The following is a 20,768-nucleotide window of genomic DNA, read 5'->3' on the forward strand; positions in this document are numbered from 1 at the left end:
AGGTACAAGATGACTGAAGAAAACAAACTTAGCGAGGTCGTGAAACGACTAACTCCGAAACAGGAGGTAGTTCGCCGACTCTATCTGCTGTCTGGCAACGAATGCGCAGAACCCTCATGCAATAATGTTTTGTTCGATGCCAATCAGACGATGATTGGCGAAATCGCTCATATCGCTTCTGCAATGCCAACGGGCAAACGTTTTGATAGCTCAATGACTAATGAAACCCGGAGGGCGTTTGAGAACCTTCTGCTGCTTTGCCCCAATCATCACACACAAGTTGATGGGGCGAATGCGCCGCACACAAGAGAACAGCTGAAAAAGTGGAAGGCTGATCACGAGGGTCGATTTGCAGCAGCAGCTCAGACGCTGTTGAAAAATTTTTCAACCAAGTATCCTGACGCGATCAATGAACTGACACCAACCAAACCTCTGACCTTCGAGGCGTTCCAGGTAGCCATGGGAAAATATGGACTAACAGAAGAAGAGATTGATCCTACGGCAAGGCAAATAGCGGACTATGTTGATCGGTTGAGAAAGGGCCCTCCAGATCATCGTGACTTCATGCTTTCAGTTTTGAAAGCAGCTGTTGAGCGAGATAGTATCGTGCACGAACGAGCATGCTTGTTGTGCGACGAAATTGTCAGTTCATTGGGCGTCTCGGCTTCTAATATCAAGCGCCTGATTAAAACTCTGGAGAAATACGACCTTGCATGGTTCAATGAAGATTTCGACGGCAATCCAACTGTAGAGATTCACAACCCCTGCGAAGAGATGACTTGGCCAGTAATCGCCAAGTTTGCAGAACTACAAGGCATTGATCTTCAGCGCTTCGTCATTGAACTTCAATTTGGTGATCTGGACTGAATCTATCTCAACAACGCTGGGAACTTCGAACAAATCAACAAACTCATCAGTTCATGGCTCTTCTGCGTTGGCTGTTAGCGATATCCTTTCCTACGCTTCCTCTCAACAATGATGCGGGCCTTTGCAAGCGCGGCATCGAGAGTTTCAAACCAGTCTGTCCTTGTTTGGCCTGTTGTGCCACGGCGACCCCAGTGACGCTCGACACCAAATTGACCAAATAGCCCAGGAACTGTTTCTATCGAATAATATCGGTCCATATTCCTCTCGCTGTCTGTCCTCCTCAAAAAAAAGCGCATGACCTCTTCCTAAGACCTCAGCGTATTGTCTTTTCTTTTTTGAGGCTTCGGGCGTCCGCCCCTGCACCATTGAACCTGGCCCTTCTTCACCCAAAAATGGCATCCGCATTCGTTTTGCTGGTGCACAGATGGGTGTAGTGTGGGCCTTTTCCAGAAGTCGGTGACGACGCGCCAACGAGGCCGGTGATCAGGATTGACAGATAGTGAAATTCTCTCCCCACACCCGCCAGGACAGGTCAAGCATGCCCATTTTTTTATACTACCGCTCTGGACCAGAATCAGTTTTTCCCGGCCGGTCTCAGACTGCTGAGGAAAGCTATCCTGCTGGCTAGCCAGGTAGTCGTATCGCAGCACTCCTAACCATCGGAGCATGCTCGCTAAAGACTTTTTCATTTTATGTCACCATATCCAGAAAGGGTTCCACATCTCCGCGTCCCAACGTCTCTTGGTCATCGCAGCAGGGACAGTTCGAGCGAGGGCTGATTTGAGGAAACCGTTCATCACGGGCGTGAAACCTGCGCATTCGCGTTGAAACCATTGAGCCCGCAAATCCAGTGATGCCTGTCAGCCATTCGTTGACGGCCATGCACCCGGCTTCCGTCGTGAACGTCACAACAGCAGGTGATGGATCACCTTCGCCAAGGACATAGGCCTCCTCCTTGAGCTTTTCGTAATCATCTGGATCGCTACGTCGCAGGGATTCCTCGCGCGCCCGTCTGGGATCAATGAAGCCGCCGCACAGGAGGCAGGCGTGCCCAGGGACTAGGGTTGAAACTCGCGCAAAGAGATCAAAGCTGTGATCATCACGACGCTGCATGGCGAGACCCACATCGATCACGGCGATCCCATAGAACCGAGCAAAACGGTTTAACACCAACCTTCCGGCATGATCATCAGTGCAACAGAAAATTACATCACAAGACTTTAGTGCATCCCAAGTGGATGGTTCCCCTGCCCAAGCACTCACAGCAACGAAATTCATGCCGAGGCCAGTCTCAGCCACTGTACGAGCATGAATCTCAGCCTTAAGCTTGCTAACGGTTACATCATTCTGGCGCGCGCCATGCAGCCGGTTGAGGTTCGTGTCTTCGGCCCGATCTTTTTCAAACAATACCGTTTGACGAACTCCAAGTCGCATCAAGAGAGGTAACACAGCGCTGCCTGTTGCCCCGCCACCAGCGATGCCACAGCGATACTTCGTGATTATTGCATTTGCCTCTTCTCCGAAAAGGCGTGTTTGGCGATCCAAGAAGTGGAGTCCGCCATCTCCTTCTGCTGTTAGCTTCAAACTTGATCCAGTGTGCAACACACGGGTGATGTCATTGGGACCATCTGTCGTTAGCCATATGCGGATGGCTAAATCACCGTTTCCTGCGATCAGAACGCTAATCAGGCCCGGAGCGCCTTTGATCAAAGCCGTTCGGGCAAGTTCTGCTTCATTCTGATCATCTTGCTTTGAAAAACGCGCCTGACCGTCAGGGTGGGTGTGCACAATTGCTGGAACCAGCCCTTTGCGTGTCGCATCGCCAAGCAATTGCATGAAACCATCTGTTTGCCACGTTACATGGTGGTTTGAGGCAGAAACCATGTCACTCTTATCAATGTCGATGAAGGCATGTGAAATCAGTCTTGTCCGCGGCGCTTTTGTCCACGGGTCACAATCAATCGCTGCTTGTCCAAACAGCATGTAGGCGGACCGCTCGGCACCGGCACCCTGCGTCAGCAGGGACCGGATACCGGCTTCGTGCGGGTCTGCCAGAACAACATCCAACGTGCCCTTCATGGCCGTGCCTCCGCCAATGCCGTTTTGATCCGCGCAACCATGGTACGCAGACCGTCGATGCCGGGTCGCCAGGCGTTGTTGTGACGCGACCAACGCTGCCATACCCGACCCGCGTAGCCGAGCTGTGCCGAACAAGCTTTGGGCACCTGACCGGAGGACAACGTCAAATGCGGAGACGCGTAAAACATGTCCGGTGCGCAATCGGGATAGCCCGGGGGGAGCAGCACAAGTACGTCAGCCATTGCAGCATTGAATTTGCCTTCCGGCAGATGGAGCGACTTCAGGATGATGCCGGTCTTGCCGGCTTCCTGAATGACCTCGAACTGATAGCCGTGATCTGCCAGAAAACTCTGATCAAATGACGGAAGGGTGTCCCCCTCCGTCGTCTGATCGATGAGCGAGATAAAGCGCTCAACACCCTTGGCATCGAGATTGATAACATCACTGTCAGCAATTTTCTGATCTTGCTGACCTGGAATTTCATGCCACAGATTGTAGTTCGCCGGCAGCGCAGCAAGCTTACGGAGCACAAACCCGCTGATGCATGCGTGCGGCCACTCAAGGTCCTTGTCATCGATCTTGAACTTGAAGCTGCGATCGGTGCGCGCAACAATCACTTTTTCAGCGCCACGTCCGCGAAGATCGTACTTCTCATCAAGGCGAAGGTCTTCAAAGTCGCCATTCGGCAATATAGCAATGGCAACATGCTCATCGACAGGATGGCTCCCGTTTGCTTCGATGATTTCACGTCCAAGAACTTTTGGATCGTCAAACACATGAGGTTTGTAGTTTAGATTTTCATCTGCAATCAGAACGCGGTAGCGATCATCTTTTTCATTGGGTTTCATTCGATTTATACCTTGTATTGTTACGAAACACGGGCCTCATGCTCGTGCTTTCACAAGGTCAATCGCTGCCACTGCAGGAAACCGGTAAATCAGTTCAAGGTTTTTTTCGAAAGTTCCCCTGACGGCGCATCTGTACAGATAAAAAAGTATGGACAACGCGGACAGGTTCGGGCGGGTTGCTTTGGGGACGCCGGAAACGATCCGGTACGGATTGCCTGTGTCGCTTCCTCAATCTGCCTTCTGCGATTGTTGAGCTTGGTCGTACCCATACTTACCGAGCCACGCTCTTCACTGGACAGAAAGACAAATTCGAAATCGCCTGTTGGTTCAACGGCGAGTTGATAAGCAGCAGCATCCAAGGTGTCGGTTGACTTCTTAGTCTGTCGGCCCGTCCTTATTCGCCGCATGATGAGCTTACCGTCGGAGTCGATTGTGCATTCATCGGGACGCACCACAATCTGAGCGTGCCCCAGATTCAGGGCAAAATCTGCAGGCGACCGCGGAGTCTCGCCTTGGCGCAGTTTGAAAAGATATGTGAGGAGCTGGCGCCCTGCGCGCTCATAGTCAGACGCATAGCCGTGATCAGTTGGTCCTCTTGCTTCCCAATGGCGCTTGTAAAGCACTTCAAGCTCTGCTTCTGAACCTATCGAGTTTTCTGGATTCACCAAGTCGTCAATGGTTTTTTGGACTGCTCCATGCATTTTCATGAAAGCAGATTCTGTACGCCTGCCGCCCAGTTTAAGCACATGAGCGTAGAGAAAGCGCCGCGGGCATTTTTCATAAAGCGCAAGCTGAGATGGCGTGATCGTCAAAGGCGTTTCAAAGGCAACCCCAACTGTTTTCTCATTGGTTGCGTTTTCCTGCGTCACAGCCAACTGTCCGGGAAAATCTAATTTATGGGCTATGCGATCGATAAACTTCGACCGATTGTTGTATGAGTACATAACCAACTCATCTTCCGCCCGCGACAATGCCACAAAGAACAGACATTCCTGTTCTTCATCGTGACCAGCACGCACCGCGCCTTTTCCGCTATGGATAGGTCCATCGATCATTCCGTCGGGTGGTGCAGGTGAGGTTTGTCGAGACGCGGACGGCATTGATCGACTTGTCAGGCTTGGAAGATGCACCATTTTGAATTCAAGGCCCTTGCTTCCATGAATGGTCATCAAGCGAACAGCATTCAAGGACTGGGCAGCTGTCGGCAAATCACGCAAATCCCTCTCGTCCGAAAGGATGACCAGTCTGCGAATGTGATCGAGAATTAGAGTCACGGGATATCCTTCGCCGTCTACACGGACCGAGCGAAGGAAGTTCTGGAACTGCCATAAGGCAATAGCAGGCAGCGATATCCCGTCTTGGGCTTGTTTGAACAGTCCACGCACCAGATTGGTATTGTCTAGATAAATCGATGCGAATGCACGCCAAGGGGTCGACCTTTCACTGAGCCCATTAAGTGCATTAATTATCGATTGTAATGCGCCTTGCCCGTTGGGGGTCAAATTCGTCGAGTTCGAGAGACGGGTTTTCCATTCAAGTGGGTCTGGTTTGTCGCCAGTCGCTAATCGCTCAGCGCAAACCGACAGATCGTCGATTAGCATCTCGAATTCTGGGATCGTGGCCACACAGGAAAGTCCCATCGCGCGCGGATCGGTCAGCAAAGACAAGAATGAAAGCGCTTCCTTAATCTCAGGACGATCAAACAATGGTCCGAGATACAACACAGGTATGCCGCGTGATTCCAACCCCGCGGCCACATCTGCCAGCCGATCATTGGCCTTACACAACACAGCTTGTTCTTTGAAAGGTATGCCGGAACCAACTGCTGCATTAGTCCGAGCGGCTATTTCGTCGATTTCATCGTGCTTTCCTTCCACCGCCACAAAGCCAGGTTTTGTTGACGATGAGCCTCGATGGGCTACGGCTTGAACATTCGCTTCGGCCGCCAGCATCTCAGCGTTGGCAAATTCAACAAAGCCGTCACAGATCTCCTGAAAAGATCGGTAGTTGGTTACAAGGTTCATGATAGAACCAGAGGGGAAATCTTCCTCCAAGAACCTCTGCATATTGAACGAGGAAGCCCCTCGGAATCGATAGATCGATTGTTTTGCATCGCCGACCGCCCACAATCCTTTGCCATCGGGTTTGAGTGCTCGAAGTAAACGCACACTTGCCCTGTTTACGTCCTGATATTCATCGACCAAGATATGGGTGTAGCGATCCTGAAGCAGAGAGCAGGCTTGCTGATCTGTTTCAACAAGGGCTGTCGGCAGCGCAACAAGATCTCCAAAGTCAACAAAATCGCCGTTCTTCTTCAGAGTTTCATAGACCTCGTAGACTTGAGCAATTTCTTGGCAACGCTCAGCCGTTTCAATGTCCTCGTCTGCAACTGCTGACGCGCGCATTGCGTCTGCAAATTCCTTGTATCGCGGGGCGTTCACCACTTCGTCTTTGGCTCGCGATATGGCAGACAAGATATCTTTTAGCTGGTCTGTCGGATCATACAGTTCTTTGAAGTGTTGCAAGTCCAGTCGAACAAACTCGTTTTCCAGCAGTGCAATCGCCGCTGTTGGATCAAGAGGGGTTGGTTCAACTGAAATGTCCAAACGGTCGTGAAAGCGGCGTACGATGTCGAGTCCGAAGGAGTGGAACGTCCCAATCCAAATGGCACCTGCCGCCTCGGGCCATAAGTCCAAAGCCCGATCAGAGAGCTCACCCGCTGCCTTGTTTGAGAAGGTCAGGACTAAAATCGATGCAGGGTCAACGCCCTTGTCTCTGAGATGTTCAAGCCGACCAATGAGGGTCTGAGTTTTGCCGGTCCCAGGACCAGCTCTTAACAACAACGCACCGCCATCGTGGGTTGCAGCTTTTTTTTGTTCTGGATTGAGCTGTTTGGGTTTCGATTTTTTTTGAGGCGTTACCTCGATCTGCGGCAATAACAGCGCGTCAAAAAGTTGAACGGCGACCATGTCGTAGGGAGCGCCAAGCCGTTCCGATATCTGTTTTGCCGTAAGTGCCTCATCAAGGTACCATTTCCGCGCCATAGTTCTTGGAAACAGCAATTCTCGAGCGAAGAGGTCCATCAGAACTTCTTGGCGGCCCTTGTGGCTGTAGTCCAAAAGTCGCTCTGCACCGGTCGCTGCCGGGTCGGCTGAGCGTGCCGGATCGATTCCCATCGCTGGAGTGGCGTCACCAGCACTACCGAATTCGTCGTGGCCAATTTCATGGGCGATCAAAAACGCATTGAGAAAGTCGCTGCCGGTTTCTTCGTGGCGGATAGCGTGTGCATCAGCATCAAAAAGCGCCTGTCCACCCTCAAGTTGCGCATGGCCCTTTGAATATGTGCGAACTTCGATGTCACGTCTCTTGGCCTCCCGTAGAATGAACTCGAGCGGATTGGCTGGATCGCCACCCTTTGCGACAAGATTATCATGCAGTTCGGTGGCTTTCTGCCTAGCAAGCTCAATCTGATCCATCTGACACTGACAGTCTTTTGAGAGCTTCCCGCTCAGCTTCATTCAAGCCAAGCCCTTGTACGAAGTCATCGTATTCAAGCTCGGAAGAGCCCTGTGGTTTGCCATCTGCCTTATACGACATCTGTGTCCCAATCCCAGGCGGGGCGTGGAAATAGGCGATCAGTTGATGAACGGAGACGCTGGCCGATTTAGCAAGATTTGTGAGCAAGGTGCCTGGGATTGATCCAAGTCGGAATTTTCTATCTCTGAACCCAGCAATGTAGTCGCGGGGTAACTCCAGTTTCTCAGCCAAACTCCTTAGATTTCCGCCAGAGAGAGCGTTTGCAACTAACACAGCGTCTTGCTGTGCTGGCTGTATTGCTGACTTTGTCTCAAGCTGTATTCCATCTGTGGCCGCCGACAGATCAACCAATAACAGCTCGTGGTACAAATCTGTCAATTCCACAGCGAACATCGGATACTTTTGAATATAGTTTCTCAGGGTTTCTGGTGCGAGCTGCTCCTCCATGGCGAAGTCGTCCAATATCGCTTCGCGATTTAATTCAGTGGGCATCTTTCACCTCCGTCCCCAAAATTGCCTGCAGCTTCTTTACTGCCCTGTTCCGGCGGTTTCGGACTGTCTGTGGTTCGCATTGAAGGATCGTCGAGATTGTTTGAACCTCGGGGTCGTTACTTTCGCTTGGAATTCCTGCAAAGATCATAGTGATAACCCGCCTTTCATCATCTGGAAGGGAGCCAATCGCGCGCTGTAGCTGAAACCGGTAAGTGATTTCGTCTTCAAAGCTGTTTTTTTCCGGATTCAGCTCCACAAGACCCTTCTCGACATCAGCAGGAATATCTCCATCTGCATCATATTCGAGCGGCTCGGTGGGCTTGTCCCGACGGTACATTTTTCTTAGTGCGTCGTCTTTTCGACGGGCAATCATGTGGTCGAATGCAACCTCGAAGCCGTCAAGTTTCTCTTCATATGTTTGCCGGTCGCACATAACGCGCTCCGCGAAGTCATCAAGCACGAATTCTTGCAAGTCCAGCAAGTTTGCATTCGCTCCGTCTTTATCACCGATTCGGAATTCAGACCGAGGGCAGACTCTCTTTATACGCTTTTGTAAAATGTTGTAGAGCCTGCCAAATTGAGCATCGTGATTGTGTGTCTTCGTCTGTCTGAGGAAATATACCAGCGCCTCAGAAGGGATATAGTCAGGATTTTTTCTGGCGCTGATCTCGGCACGATCGCAAAGCTCATCAAATGTTAGTTCGAGACACTCGAGAATTACGACTTCTGTCGCGGCTCTGCGCTCATACAATTTCCCTTCGACAGTTTTCTTCCGGAGTGGTGGCAGGTTGCTCATGCTTAGCGATCAATATTTCAATTCATGGATAAATACATACGTGAAGTCTTGTCGTAATTGCTTCTGTTCAATGGCAGATTCGCCTGCAATTTGCTATATCGAACTATGCCGTAACCAGATGTAGTGCTTTCTGTCCGCAGGGTCATGCGTGTTCAATAGAATGCCTTAGCCAGCACCACTGCTCCATAAATCACTTGAAGTGTGTCAGATAATTTATTATATTTCTGACACTAGGAGTATGACATGAATACAACCGCTGAATCCATCAAGGCATTTGCCGCAAGTTTGCCCGAAGGCGCGACTATTTCTGCGAAGGAATTGTTGCATCTGGGAGAGCGTGCAGCTGTTGATCAGGCATTGTCTCGGCTCGTCCGACGTGGCGAACTTATGCGCATCAAACGCGGACTGTTTGCGCTGCCTGTGAAAACGCGCTTTGGCGAACGGTCACCGTCCGTTGAGGCCGTTGTTGAACATATCATGCAGACTACTGGTGAAACGGTTTCCGCAAGCGGCGCGTCTGCTGCCAACATGCTTGGGTTAAGTACGCAGAACCCGACCCGGAAGGTTTACTGGACATCTGGCCGGAGCCGGCGTCTCAAGTTGGGTGCTCAAAGTGTTGAATTACACCATGTACCAAACTGGCAATTGCGTGCACCGCAAAGCAAGGCCGGGCACGCGCTCAGAGCAATTGCATATTATGGTAGGTCGGAAGCCAAGCAGGTTCTGCGTCGGCTTAAGTCAAAACTCAACGAAAAAGAGCGAAATGAGCTTTTTGCTTTGCGGGCTGGTACGCCAACCTGGCTTGCCAAAGAGCTCAGCGTCCTCGCGGCGGCATAATGGCTCAGACATCAGACTATTTCTCCCTGTCCGACAATGACAAGATTGATGCTCTGGAAACGGCCGCCTCGAAACTGGGGCGGCCTGCAGATTTATTGGAAAAAGACATCTGGGTTGTCTGGGCCTTGAACGCTCTCTTTGACAGCGCACTCGGTGAAAGCTTGGTTTTCAAGGGCGGCACGTCGCTATCCAAAGTCTACAAGGCGATTGACCGGTTCTCAGAAGATGTCGACGTCACCTACGATATCAGGAAGATCATTCCCGACCTTATCGATGACCCAGACAAACCTTATCCTCCGAACCGTTCGCAGGCGAAGAAGTGGACAGAGGCTGTTCAAAGCCGATTGTCGGGATGGATCAGAGATGAGGTCGTTCCGCTTGTTGTGGACAGGATAGCAAGCGATGGGGTTGGAGCAGAACTGCGCTTGGAACACGACAATCTCCATCTAGACTACCGCGCCGTTCGAAGCGGTACAGGATATGTTCGACCAACAGTTCTTTTGGAATTTGGGGCCCGTTCAACAGGTGAGCCCGCGGAGCGCCGTATTGTGAGATGTGATCTGGCCGAAGCGATTGAAGGACTTGCCCTCCCCGAAGCTCATCCCCGCGTCATGACAGCTGAACGGACGTTTTGGGAGAAAGCGACAGCCATCCATGCTTATTGCCTACGTGGTGCATTCCGTGGTGGTGATCGATATGCCCGCCATTGGTACGACCTGGACTGTCTGGACCAGATTGGCATCGCTGAAAACGCGTTGAATGACCGAGTTCTCGCGAATGATGTCGCCGAGCACAAACAGCATTTCTTTCGAGAAACCGACACCACCGGCGCCGTCATTGACTATCAAGTTGCGGTGGAAGGATCTCTCAATCTTGTACCGACCAGTGCACCACTCGAGGCATTGGAACGGGACTATGGCAAGATGGTTGATGCCGGGTTGTTCCAGGCGGACGTTATCTCGTTTGAAGATTTGATGGACCGTCTGTCTGTCCTTCAGGACCGCGTAAATGCACAGGAGAGATGATGGCGCGACCACCAACCGAAAACCCCTACCACCACCCCTTCGTGAAACCACTTGCCTTCGATAGCGACGCCATCACATCCATGTGCCGTGAAGGATTTGAAGTCGCCATGGCGACTCGTGGACTTGAGACCCTTTGGAATGGCGATCTGAAGGACTTCAGCGAGGACCCTGCATGGTCTCACCCTCTTTTGGTTCAGCTCCACCAAGACAGCACTGAAGAGCGCTTGTCTGCGATACTTCTCACAATATCTGTCTTCTATCGCGCTTTGGACGACCAACTCAAAGATGACGCTGGCTTTGCGGTATTTAAAAAAGAACAACTAGCCATCCATAACGCATTTGCCACGTCATACGGCGATGATGAGGTCCAACCAACGCTGAGAGAGTGTTGCAACAAGATCATTCATACAAATGATTTCCGACCAGTTTACGACAATGGATCACAGCCTCAGGACGAAGGTGTCTTCTACATGACCGGAGAAATCGAGCTTGAAGGTAAGATAGGCAATAAAACATGGAATATTGTTTTCGACGTTTTTTCGTACTTTGAAGCCATGCTAGAAACCGTTGAATTTCTCAGCGAGGAACAAGCCGACAGCAACCCAAAGCAAGCGGCAAGCTCTGACAAATAAGGTTGAATCGAACGGCACGGCTGAAGTTACGATAAGGTCCAGTTATCATAACTGATCCAAGTCCAATTTTTTGGGTGAAGTTTCTCAATTCTCTCATTGCAGCTGCTTGCTTGAATGCGCACAGGAAGTTTATGAGACTTTGGCGAGTGAAGTCGACTGGGGCTCATCGTCTTTGGCAAGCTCATCTGCCGCTAACACTTTCCCAAAAATTGATCGTGGAATGAAAGTAGCGCTCTATATCGCCATCATGAACGCGGATGCTGTATGCCGTCAGGCCTAAATCGTCATAAATTGGCTTTGCCATGGAATCGAGATGCTGCCAAAGCGATGGATTAGGAGTTTGGAGCCTTTTGGTTGCTGGACCATTGCCATGCCGTGCTGAGCTTACTAGCTCCCAAAGTTCACGAAGATCGTCGGTTTCGAGCATTGCAGCGACCTTTGAGCCCTTAAGATTTCCGACATATTCATTCAACTTTGCACGGCTGGACATTTCGATTTCGGAACGGAGTCGAGGCTCATCAATCGACACCCAAAATCGCAAGCCCCGCTCGAATGTTGCTCCAATAATAAGAGCAAAGCCCAGACGCATTTCATAACAAAGTGAATTATGACTATTGTCTCTGGTAATTTGAATGAGATGTTTTTTTTTGCCACCTACCATTTCGTGGGGAATGAGCTCAAGCTGACTAATTGCGGGCGCAACAACCTTCTCCTTAAATTCGCGCATGGTATGCGCGTAGATTGACGCCTGACTGTTTGTTCGATCCATTTTTGACTCCGATGTATTGAAGGTGAGCCAAATACTCTCCTTTACGCAAGAGGCTTATTGGCCCTCTAGGCGCTGACTGGATAAAGGCAGTCATGTCGAACACTAGATGTTCGACGATTTAATAATGGGAAAATATCCGCACCTGAGTCGCCAAGAAAGTTGAAGTTGCTGTAGCGCCGAACCTTCATTTGACATGCGAACCACTTACTTCACGCGGGTTTTAAAGCGATGCTTGGTATCCGCGTTTGCATTTAGATCCGTTCAATCGCTCACTTGCCTCCACTGCATCCGCCTCGGTTAGGTGCATATCGATCTTCAATTGGCCTTGAGTACCTATTCGGCCCCAGCAACGCATTAAAGAGTATCCGCCGAATAGATTGGGCTGGACGGACAAAGAGTAGAAGCGGCACATCTTCTTTGCGGGATCGATTTTAGTCAGCGAGATGTCTGGTAAATGCTTCATATGCCGATTCTGACATTGCAGGAATCCTGCGACCAATGAATTCGTTGAATCGATAACCACTCATCGATTCATTTTATTGAACCAAGCGATTAATTTGCGCGATGATTTCGTACCAAGTTCATCTCATAAAATTTCAACAGCTCTTTCTCTTCGACTTCCAGCCCAGCGTTCAGCATATAACTGGATATGAGGGACATGAGAGCGTCCATGTCACCGTCCTTATAGGCTCTGTTGAGCCGGAGACCGTATTGTACCTGTTCTGTGTGTGACACTGTCATAGCCATCATCCCAATAGCCGGATGCCGCTAAGACGAGCCAGAGACTCGTGCATGGTATTTAGCCGAAACCTGGACATTCCCACGCCATCCGGCCGAAATTCGGATGCACGTATAGGGAACGATACCGTCACTTCACGTTTCTTGGCCGTTCTCTGGTTTTCTCGGGTTAGCGGTCCCGGCTCACTGATTTTGCAACGAGCATTCCAACACTAGTGAAAAGACGCGCACTTAAGCAAGCGCAGTTATCGAAAATGCCGAGTATGATCAGTCGTTTCTGATTGCTGCTTTCTCGAACAACGTCTTTGGCATCAAGTTTTGGAGTGAAACCATAACTTTGGGAAGGTGCCGATGTCACAGGCGCCCAAATAGATAGAATTGCAACATCAAGTCACAGCGGTCTCCGGTGGCGCGGTGTTTCTGATGAGATGGGACGTGGCAGAGAACCTCATCCGCCAAAATCACTAAACAGCTTCGCTGCTCCAGTTGCACCCGTGTCCTCGGCTTCGCCTGCGGGCCGCGCCAGTGCGCCTTCCGGTGTTTCAGCGGCTGAGAACCATCAGCCTTGATACGACCCATCGAAACACCAACCACTGGAGACAGACAATGATCGATAACGCAACATTCCAAATCATCGGACGCATTGGCAACATCAACACATCAGACAAAGTCACGCGCATTTCACTCGCAACAGACCGCCCTGTCAAAGGCGAACAAGACAACTGGACAACCAAAACCAACTGGCTCTCAGTCACCGTCTTCAACGAAGCGCTCCGCAAACGCCTTAAAAATTCAAAGGTTGGAAAGAAGGGCAACAAACTCATCGTCCAGGGCTCTCTTCAAGAGAACAACTACGAAAAGAACGGCGAGACGATCTACACGACCAACCTGGTTGCCCAAGACTTCGACGTCATCGCCTTCACCTCAGACAGCAAATGAGCCTGATCGAGAGGTGGCCACTCGGCCACCTTCTCCTCCCACTTTGAACAAATCTGACTGAGGACGAAGATATGACTTTTCAACAATCACTTGATCTTGCCGAACTTGAAGCCGAACTAGCCCATGAGAGATTCCTTTCCGCCTTTGAGACTGACGAACATCCTGAAATCGTCGAGCAATTGAACATTGAAGCGATCCTTGCACAGCAGCGCTATGAAGAATCAGTAAAATCAGATCCGGCTCATTGAGCCGGACTATCTTCTTCGGGTTCAGGGTCGGTGCGTGCTAGAAATCTAGGAAATTTGGAAAAATCCAAATTCGCCCCTCTCGCAAAACCGTGTGACTGGCCCAGTGTCAGCACATGGTTTTCCAGTAAGAGCAGCTCGATCAAACGGGCAAGATCATGATCCGCTTTAATCTGTAATTCATCAAACCGGGCGACCAATGACGACACTTCGATTTCAATGTTGTTTGGCATCGGGTTCGTTCTCCTCGATTTGAACAAGTATGGTCTCAGCAATTTTTCGACCTAAGGCCCTGTCAGACAAAATTTCGAAGGGGTCGAATAGGGCTTTGGCAGCTTCAATAAATTGTGGTGAGACGTTCCGCGTGGTGTCGACAGGTGCGCCAGAGATGTCGAGATCGTTAGTTGGAGCCTTGATTGAGCCAGCAGTCAGCTTCTTCTCGAAAGCTGGAAACCCTCTTTTGAGCAACCCTAGCAAAGCAGTCTTTGGTTCAATTCCGGAAGCGATCATTTGATCATAAAGAGGAAGTTGACCGTTTGTTGGCGGATAGATCACCAACCGCAAGCGGATCGTTTTGTCCGCGCTTTGTAGCGATAACCTTCTTTGCTTTCCAAGCTCAGTTCCCTCTTTCTTCTTTTGCGGCCATTCTTTCTTTGGGGCTTGCTGCGGTGCCCGCCGAACTGGTTCCGGTGTTACTGTTTTCCGCTTATTGGGATGCACATAGGTTGGCGGCTGCTTGATGCCCATCAAGCATCTCCCAATGCTTCAAGGATATCTTGTGTAAGAGACTTTGCTTCCTCCAAGGCCGTTGCAAAGTGTCCTGCACTTATTCGTTTCATCGGATCATTGGCTATCTGCTCGTGAACCAAGTGCAGGAGCCCACGCTTCGCGATTGATGCGTAAGCATCTCGGTTATGGAGCCGCGTTTCACAGCAGGGCAGGGTGGACAGGGCTTCAAGGTCTTGTCTCTGTGAGATTGTCAATTTGCCGACCGGTATACGGCTGATCAGCAGTGCAGTGGGTATGCTGGCGTGCGTGGCCTGATGCAGTTCAACCGTATGCTCAAATGTTGAAAGAGCTTGCGTCATATCGAGCTTGGTCAATGCCGATGGAATGATAACCAAGTCAGTGTTGATCAAACAGGCATTGTTGAGTTCCGAACCACCGCCGCGTGTATCTATAAGTGTGTAGTCAGTGTTTTGGCTTGCGGCGCTTTCGAACGCTTTTTCAAAGCTAAGAAGGTCGTCCGCCTCGAACACCGTAACCTGATCTGACCATGTGCCTGCTGCTATGGCAGCGTCGCGCCATTCCAGCAGTGGGATGTTTTCATCGGCATCAATCAGGGCAATACTTTTGCCCATTGATGCCAGAATGGACGTGACGACCATGACGGCGCTTGTTTTGCCTGAGCCACCCTTGAATGATGAGAATGTGACCTGTTTCATCAGCATGCTCCGCTGCTGATAAGCTCCCTATTCCCACCAAATATCTATCTATCCATTTGGTACAAATATCGACTTATCCAGATATCCAAAAACACCAAATACCCAGAAGCTTCAGTTCCCTGAAACATCCAGATATCTGTTCAACTGTTTCTCATGGATATCCATTCTCCTCACTTATCGGCAGCATGAAATGCTTAATCCGCTTTAGCAGAACTAAGTAACGGTCAGTCGATGTGTAGCGTTAAGGTAAGAGGGAGGGTGCAAGGCAGGATATAGCTAAAGGTAGCACCTAGCCTTGCACCCTCCCTCCCTATGAATTGGCCAGTGTTTGCCGATCGCTCGAAAGTTAATTGGGAGGTGGAGATGAGAGGCGAAGTGTTTTGGCGATCAAGACAGGCAATTCAAGACGCACATCAGCGGCAGAACAAGGCGCTTGGAAGGGTAAGACGCCCTTGGAGCGTCGGCGCTTGTCGAAAAAAGTGGCTCCAACAGACGACAAAATTGGCTTCGCTACCGTCAGCGTGAAGCTGCGTCCTGTTGAAAAAGAGGCCTTCAAAAACACGTGTGATGAACTGGGTCTGACGCCAAACAAAGCCATGCGGATCATGGCAAGGCACACAGCTGGTTTTCTGGAACTGAGCAATCGATCTGCTGACAATCTGGAACTTGTCACAAAGCAAATCATTGGCGTTTCTCGAAACATTAATCAGATCGCGAAGGCTGCCAATCGGACGGGCAGTCCGGATTATATCGCTTTTATGGAAGACCGAGAGGAACTGGGTAAGGAGCTGCGTCAATTGCAGCGTGTCCTGCAAAATATCACCAATGTGACCCGAAGACGCAGTGATGGTCTCACTACTTTGAAGGAGGCATCGAAGCAACCATGACAGTGCATGTTCCTTCCTTGTTGAAAGACCAGCATACCGGCATACTTATGGCTCCGGTTGATATCGTCATGGGTACGCCTTGGGGCGAGATTGATCCCGGCAATTCGCTGCGACTTTCATTGCTCTATCACGTCTTCGATAAATACGAGCAGGATGGCAAAAGCTCCGGTCGGTTGACGACGCGCAGCCGCTATCGCTCCCCGCAATCATTTGTCAAAGTCATCCGTCAGGGCGGCACGTCCAACGCATCCGGTATGCGCGCGCAGATGAACTATCTCACGCAAAAAGGCAGCGCCGAGCTGAAATTGTCAGACCTCTATTTTGGAGTAAAGCTAGAAGATACTGAGCGCGAAGAGCTGATCGAAAGCTGGAATATCACAAGCTCAAACAAGGGCGATTACGACAAGACCAAACACATCGTCGTCAGCTTTCCGCAGAAGACCAACAAAGAGGCAGCATACCGTATCGGCAGAGCGTGGGCCGCGGAGATGTTTTCATCGGGCAAGTATGGCGATGTCTACGACTATTACACCGCCTTCCATACAGATCGCGACCATCCTCATATCCATATCGTCGTCAATCGGCGCGGCATGGAACATGGCAATTGGTTGTCCATTCACCGCGAAGGGGCGTTCAACTATGCAACCTTCAGGGCGCTTCAAGTCGAATTATCTGCACAGGAAGGCATCTATCTTAGTGCATCTTCGCGCCATGCCCGTGGTCTTTCAGACAGGCCCATATCTGATGCGGAGTATCGCAGGGCCGAGAAAGAAGGGAGGAAGCCGATTGCTCCCTCCCATTCACCGATAACTGCCATGAAAGCGGCCGCTAGCATTGCACTTTATGCCGGCCAATATTCATCCGATGCCAGACTGATCAGAAATGATTATCCGGACCTGGCCAAAGCTCTAAGGGAAATGGCCGCCACCTTGGTTGATGGTAGGCAAATCAAACCGGACAGGCATTCCAAATCCCAAACCCGTCTTGAAGAGGCAAAGAAACGAAACGAGTTCATCATGTCCCGACGCAGTGAGATATTGGCCAGCATCAACGAGATTGATGCTGAAATCGACACGCTACCCTTTGGCAAACAACGGTCGCTGTTTGAGCGGGATGCCGCGCGGATCAAAGCAGAGGCCGCTCTACATCTGCCGGATGTAGCAGCTCTCGTGCTTCACACGCGGTATAACCCGGATGGTCTCTATAAAGGCATCGAGGCTCGCGATGGTGTTGAACGAGAAATCAAAGAACGCGCTGATAGGCAGGTGGCAAAACTCGCCAAAGAGGCCGGTCTTGATCCTGATCGCATTGTCAGCCGCTATGATCGAGCAACACCTGCTTCCATCGGTTTAGCGGACCGTTGGCGCAAAGATGAACTGGAAGACATTAAAAAGAATCTCTCCTATCAAGACAATAGTAGTCCGAGAAAACAGCTCGAACCGCTTGCCCAGGCTGCCTATGATGAGCTCCACCGAAACGCCCTTCAAACCTACCGCAAGGCGGAGCGCGATTTACAGCTTCATGCCGCACGCAAGAAACAACTCTATCGTATTGCCAAATTGATCCAAGAGGACCGAATGCTTCAGGAAAACGAGCAAACCGACTTCCGCCGGACGGTCAAAGAAACACTGACATCGGCCGAACTACGCGACCTTGAAGCAGGTCAGACCAAGGTCTTAAAGCAAGTGACCACAAACCAGGATGCGCAAAGGGCACTTGGCCGTAGATATTTGGAAGCCGAAAGCCTGATTGCAGATGATGGCCGTAAAACTCAGCTGAAGCTGGCCATGAAAGAAGTGGACAGACAAGCTGAGCAGGCAGCACAGCTTGCGGTTAAATCCAGCGACCGATCCAATAGTAAGGGATTGGATTTGTAATGCGTACCTCAACAAAGAAGATTTTGTCGGACGCTCTCATCTTTGGATTTGTCGGCCTCATAGCAGGGGGTACAGCCGGCATTGTCATTGCAAGTGCCTATGCGGTTGTCTCTTTGGGCGGGAAATTCAACGACGTACAAGGTTTTGAAATCCTCGACTATGCGCCATGGGTCGTTGGACGCCTCCAGGAACCCTTTGAGACAGGAGGAATGATTATAGGTGGTGCAGCTTTTGTCTGCATGATTGCTCTGATAGCCCTTGCTCATAGACCAAAACTCGACAGTCATGGTTCAGCTCAATGGGCCACAAAGGATGAGTTGAAGAAAGCCAGTCTCGCTGTCAGGCTGAAAGATATGTCAGGGCCAATCTATGCGAAACTCGGATCACCCAAATCGCGCGGTGAATTCATTACATCAAGTGAAATCCCGCATAGCTTTATCTGCGCTCCAACTGGTTCCGGTAAGGGTGTTGGTATCGTCATTCCAACGCTTCTGACCTATGGCGGCTCGATCATCTGCCTCGATGTCAAAGGCGAAAACTATGACAAGACAGCAAGGGCAAGGGCAGGGCTTGGCGATAAAATCTATCGTTTCTCACCGCTCGATGAAAACAGTCAATCGCACCGTTTCAATCCCCTTGAAGGCGTCGCCAGGTTGGCACCAGAACGCAGGTTCACCGAAGCAAAGCGGATTGCCGAGAGCTTCATCGTTATGCCAGGTGATAACGTCCAAGGTTTTCTCATCAGTGCAAAAGAGATCTTCGCAGCAAGTGTGTTAGTCGTTGTGGACCGGGGGACGCCGACGATATCAGCCGTTTATGATCTTCTGAGCCAAGGTGGTGACTTCAATGGAATGTTTGAAAAGCTCGCTGCTGAAACAGACATTCCCGAAGCCAAATCGATCTATAGCCGGATGGAAGGTATCGCGGACAGAACACTGTCAGCTTATATGTCTGTACTCTTTGATGGCGGCCTTGGCCTTTGGCGTGACGGAATGGTGCGCGCGGTCACTGGAGCTTCTGATTTTGATATCAGCGATCTCAGGCGAAGCCCTGCCAGCATCTATATTATCGTCTCGCCGAACGACCTATCAGTATTGGCACCGCTTATTCGTCTTCTCTTCCAGCAAGCAGTGGTGATCCTGCAAACATCCGAACCAAAACAAGATGAACCATATCCAGTCCTCTTTTTGCTGGACGAGTTCCCTCAACTTGGACGAATGAACGCGCTGAGCCAAGCCATATCGACTATTCGAAGCTACGGTGGGCGGATGATGATCGTCGCACAATCGTTGTCTCAACTGCGTGGCGCTTATGGAAATGATGGGGCGCAGAACTTCCTGGCCAATTGCCGTCTTCAGCTGTTCATGGCGCCCGCCGACAGTGAAACGCCGGACTATGTTTCCAAAGCAATCGGTAATTTCACGCGCAAAGCCAGGTCGAAATCATGGACAATGGGACAGATCGGTAAGAGCAATATTCAGGAGCGGGAAGAGGGCGCGCGTCTCTTGCGTCCAGAGGAATTGAGAAGCCTATCTGCTGATGAGTGTGTCTTGCTCATTCAAGACTCCAATCCAGTGCTGGCCCAAAAGGTGCGGTATTTTGACGACCGCTATCTGAATCCGATCTTTGAAGAGCAGGGTGTTTTAGCTCCAATGCCCGACGGCTTGAACCAACCCGTAGTGGTAGGGAAAGGGAGAGTTGAGGTCTCTGAGAAGGCCGATATTGAAAACTCCACGGAAGACTTATCAGAATTGGAAGATGACATTAGTCTGAAGGACTTCACTGCCATGAAATCCCATCATGATGACCTGCTTTCACGGATCAAGTTTGTGAAGTCTGAAGTTTCGAGCAATGGCTGAACTGAGCCCTTATACGACCTTCAAATTTCGCGACTAGTTTACGCGACAGCGAAGTGATTGATTTTGTTACTGTCAAAAAACTGTTGCAATAGGGGTGTTTTTTGCAACGCAAAGCTCAATATCAGCTGAATAGCCACCATCCACATGCAGTCAATCCAAACAACCAAAGGCAGGCAATGATAAAACCACCAATTCTGCTTGGTGGTAAGCGTTCATGCTCGATTGCCATTGCCCGAAACTCCGCCATTAGGTTGCTAGGTATCAACCTCACGGCGATGGCAACTCCCAACGGAACAATCAGAAGGTCATCGAGATATCCGAAAACGGGAATGAAATCTGGAATCAGATCAATCGGGCTGAGTGCGTATGTTACGACACTAACCGCAATGACTTTTGCGAGCAGTGGAGTGCGGGTGTCTTTCAAGGCGATATACAAGGATACTATATCCGTTTTAACGGTGCGCGCCCAAGATTTCAGCTTTTCTATCATCAGTATTTTCTATCACAAATAGCGGCGCACACTGTTTCGATATTTCCGGTATCGTAGCCTTGATAGCGTTTGCATGGCTTTTTACATTAGCGCCCAGCAGACATGCAGAGCGAGCCTGCGCCTCCTATAGTGGTGTTTATATTTTTGGTTCGTTGCTCTGGCCTCGGCAGATTAAAGGCCAAACACCCGACTAATGAGATATTGCATGGCACTGGTTGCTGGGATAATCATTTAGTTTTCACCACGCAAAAGCGCTTAATCTTGTCACGTTCCTGCTATCGACGTTTAGCAACTGCGTAGCCAATGGCAAAACCAATCCCAATTAGCACGGCTGCAACGAGCAGCATGCCACCACCCATAAATCCCATCATGCCTCCCATACCGTCCATCATGCCGTTTTCCATCA

General features: G+C 50.4%; 23 protein-coding genes. 10 read left to right on the forward strand and 13 right to left on the reverse strand.

Going from position 1 to position 20,768, the window contains the following annotated elements; all coding sequences use genetic code 11:
- Positions 1 to 9: 9 nt before the first annotated feature.
- Positions 10 to 867 (forward strand): hypothetical protein, encoded by an 858-nt coding sequence (locus SU32_RS12710; protein WP_053999748.1) that lies wholly within the window; start codon positions 10 to 12, stop codon positions 865 to 867.
- Positions 868 to 941: 74 nt separating this feature from the next.
- On the opposite strand, the gene SU32_RS12715 is transcribed toward SU32_RS12710, so the two are convergent.
- The 7 genes from SU32_RS12715 to SU32_RS12745 form a co-directional block, all read right to left on the reverse strand.
- A complete protein-coding gene (locus tag SU32_RS12715; protein WP_053999749.1) occupies positions 942 to 1,163 on the reverse strand; it encodes a WGR domain-containing protein in 222 nt (73 codons plus the stop codon).
- Positions 1,164 to 1,172: 9 nt separating this feature from the next.
- The gene (locus SU32_RS17670; RefSeq protein WP_053999750.1) at positions 1,173 to 1,556 is read right to left on the reverse strand and encodes a ubiquitination-like system serine protease family protein; all 384 of its coding nucleotides are present in this window, start codon (positions 1,554 to 1,556) and stop codon (positions 1,173 to 1,175) included.
- 1 nt (position 1,557) lies between these two features.
- Complete coding sequence (locus tag SU32_RS12725) at positions 1,558 to 2,946, reverse strand: ThiF family adenylyltransferase (RefSeq protein WP_053999751.1); 1,389 nt, start codon at positions 2,944 to 2,946, stop codon at positions 1,558 to 1,560.
- Positions 2,943 to 3,794, reverse strand: a complete 852-nt coding sequence (locus tag SU32_RS12730; RefSeq protein ID WP_053999752.1) for a multiubiquitin domain-containing protein — start codon at positions 3,792 to 3,794, stop codon at positions 2,943 to 2,945. Before SU32_RS12730 ends, SU32_RS12725 begins: the two co-directional genes overlap by 4 nt.
- An 89-nt stretch (positions 3,795 to 3,883) precedes the next feature.
- Positions 3,884 to 7,270, reverse strand: a complete 3,387-nt coding sequence (locus tag SU32_RS12735; protein ID WP_053999753.1) for an ATP-dependent helicase — start codon at positions 7,268 to 7,270, stop codon at positions 3,884 to 3,886.
- Complete coding sequence (locus SU32_RS12740) at positions 7,257 to 7,823, reverse strand: hypothetical protein (RefSeq protein ID WP_053999754.1); 567 nt, start codon at positions 7,821 to 7,823, stop codon at positions 7,257 to 7,259. The genes SU32_RS12735 and SU32_RS12740 overlap by 14 nt, the downstream gene beginning before the upstream one ends.
- Complete coding sequence (locus SU32_RS12745; RefSeq protein ID WP_053999755.1) at positions 7,813 to 8,619, reverse strand: RNA polymerase sigma factor; 807 nt, start codon at positions 8,617 to 8,619, stop codon at positions 7,813 to 7,815. The genes SU32_RS12740 and SU32_RS12745 overlap by 11 nt, the downstream gene beginning before the upstream one ends.
- A 243-nt stretch (positions 8,620 to 8,862) precedes the next feature.
- On the opposite strand from SU32_RS12745, the gene SU32_RS12750 reads away from it, so the two are divergent.
- From SU32_RS12750 to SU32_RS12760, 3 genes are read left to right on the forward strand one after another with little or no spacing between them, the layout of a single operon-like run.
- Positions 8,863 to 9,456 (forward strand): DUF6088 family protein, encoded by a 594-nt coding sequence (locus SU32_RS12750; protein ID WP_053999756.1) that lies wholly within the window; start codon positions 8,863 to 8,865, stop codon positions 9,454 to 9,456.
- Positions 9,456 to 10,481 (forward strand): nucleotidyl transferase AbiEii/AbiGii toxin family protein, encoded by a 1,026-nt coding sequence (locus tag SU32_RS12755; RefSeq protein ID WP_053999757.1) that lies wholly within the window; start codon positions 9,456 to 9,458, stop codon positions 10,479 to 10,481. Before SU32_RS12750 ends, SU32_RS12755 begins: the two co-directional genes overlap by 1 nt.
- Entirely contained in the window at positions 10,478 to 11,113 is a 636-nt protein-coding gene (locus SU32_RS12760; protein ID WP_144421132.1) for a hypothetical protein, read from the forward strand. Before SU32_RS12755 ends, SU32_RS12760 begins: the two co-directional genes overlap by 4 nt.
- Before the next feature lie 181 nt (positions 11,114 to 11,294).
- On the opposite strand, the gene SU32_RS12765 is transcribed toward SU32_RS12760, so the two are convergent.
- A complete protein-coding gene (locus SU32_RS12765; protein WP_053999759.1) occupies positions 11,295 to 11,882 on the reverse strand; it encodes a hypothetical protein in 588 nt (195 codons plus the stop codon).
- A gap of 220 nt (positions 11,883 to 12,102) precedes the next feature.
- Positions 12,103 to 12,345 (reverse strand): WGR domain-containing protein, encoded by a 243-nt coding sequence (locus tag SU32_RS12770; protein WP_053999760.1) that lies wholly within the window; start codon positions 12,343 to 12,345, stop codon positions 12,103 to 12,105.
- 881 nt (positions 12,346 to 13,226) lie between these two features.
- Between SU32_RS12770 and SU32_RS12780 the strand changes: the two genes are divergently transcribed.
- Positions 13,227 to 13,559, forward strand: coding sequence for a single-stranded DNA-binding protein (locus SU32_RS12780; protein ID WP_053999762.1), 333 nt, complete (start codon positions 13,227 to 13,229; stop codon positions 13,557 to 13,559).
- Positions 13,560 to 13,630: 71 nt separating this feature from the next.
- Entirely contained in the window at positions 13,631 to 13,807 is a 177-nt protein-coding gene (locus SU32_RS17380) for a hypothetical protein (protein ID WP_201454943.1), read from the forward strand.
- Here the strand turns inward: SU32_RS17380 and SU32_RS12785 are convergent.
- Genes SU32_RS12785 through SU32_RS12795 form a run of 3 tightly spaced genes read right to left on the reverse strand, consistent with a single transcriptional unit; the run spans position 13,801 to position 15,249 of the window.
- The gene (locus SU32_RS12785) at positions 13,801 to 14,037 is read right to left on the reverse strand and encodes a hypothetical protein (protein ID WP_053999763.1); all 237 of its coding nucleotides are present in this window, start codon (positions 14,035 to 14,037) and stop codon (positions 13,801 to 13,803) included. The genes SU32_RS17380 and SU32_RS12785 overlap by 7 nt on opposite strands.
- Positions 14,021 to 14,551 carry a VirC2 family conjugal transfer protein gene (locus tag SU32_RS12790; protein ID WP_053999764.1) on the reverse strand — a complete coding sequence of 177 codons (531 nt, stop codon included), beginning with the start codon at positions 14,549 to 14,551 and terminating at the stop codon, positions 14,021 to 14,023. Before SU32_RS12790 ends, SU32_RS12785 begins: the two co-directional genes overlap by 17 nt.
- Positions 14,551 to 15,249 (reverse strand): nucleotide-binding protein, encoded by a 699-nt coding sequence (locus SU32_RS12795; protein ID WP_053999765.1) that lies wholly within the window; start codon positions 15,247 to 15,249, stop codon positions 14,551 to 14,553. The genes SU32_RS12790 and SU32_RS12795 overlap by 1 nt, the downstream gene beginning before the upstream one ends.
- Positions 15,250 to 15,629: 380 nt before the next feature.
- Between SU32_RS12795 and SU32_RS12800 the strand changes: the two genes are divergently transcribed.
- The 3 genes from SU32_RS12800 to virD4 are packed head-to-tail and all read left to right on the forward strand — an operon-like array spanning position 15,630 to position 19,872.
- Complete coding sequence (locus SU32_RS12800; protein ID WP_053999766.1) at positions 15,630 to 16,136, forward strand: DNA mobilization endonuclease VirD1/MobC family subunit; 507 nt, start codon at positions 15,630 to 15,632, stop codon at positions 16,134 to 16,136.
- On the forward strand, positions 16,133 to 18,013 hold the full coding sequence (locus SU32_RS12805; RefSeq protein ID WP_053999767.1) for a relaxase/mobilization nuclease domain-containing protein: 1,881 nt from the start codon (positions 16,133 to 16,135) through the stop codon (positions 18,011 to 18,013). The genes SU32_RS12800 and SU32_RS12805 overlap by 4 nt, the downstream gene beginning before the upstream one ends.
- Positions 18,013 to 19,872 carry a type IV secretion system ATPase VirD4 gene (virD4, locus tag SU32_RS12810; RefSeq protein ID WP_053999768.1) on the forward strand — a complete coding sequence of 620 codons (1,860 nt, stop codon included), beginning with the start codon at positions 18,013 to 18,015 and terminating at the stop codon, positions 19,870 to 19,872. Before SU32_RS12805 ends, virD4 begins: the two co-directional genes overlap by 1 nt.
- A 121-nt stretch (positions 19,873 to 19,993) precedes the next feature.
- On the opposite strand, the gene SU32_RS12815 is transcribed toward virD4, so the two are convergent.
- Positions 19,994 to 20,362: a YkvA family protein gene (locus tag SU32_RS12815; RefSeq protein ID WP_053999769.1), complete on the reverse strand. Its 369-nt coding sequence runs from the start codon at positions 20,360 to 20,362 to the stop codon at positions 19,994 to 19,996.
- A gap of 11 nt (positions 20,363 to 20,373) precedes the next feature.
- On the opposite strand from SU32_RS12815, the gene SU32_RS17675 reads away from it, so the two are divergent.
- Entirely contained in the window at positions 20,374 to 20,556 is a 183-nt protein-coding gene (locus SU32_RS17675; protein ID WP_425394278.1) for a YnfA family protein, read from the forward strand.
- The last annotated feature ends 212 nt before the right edge of the window (positions 20,557 to 20,768 follow it).

The sequence above is a fragment of the Ahrensia marina genome, from assembly GCF_001293565.1.
GTDB lineage: Bacteria > Pseudomonadota > Alphaproteobacteria > Rhizobiales > Rhizobiaceae > Ahrensia > Ahrensia marina.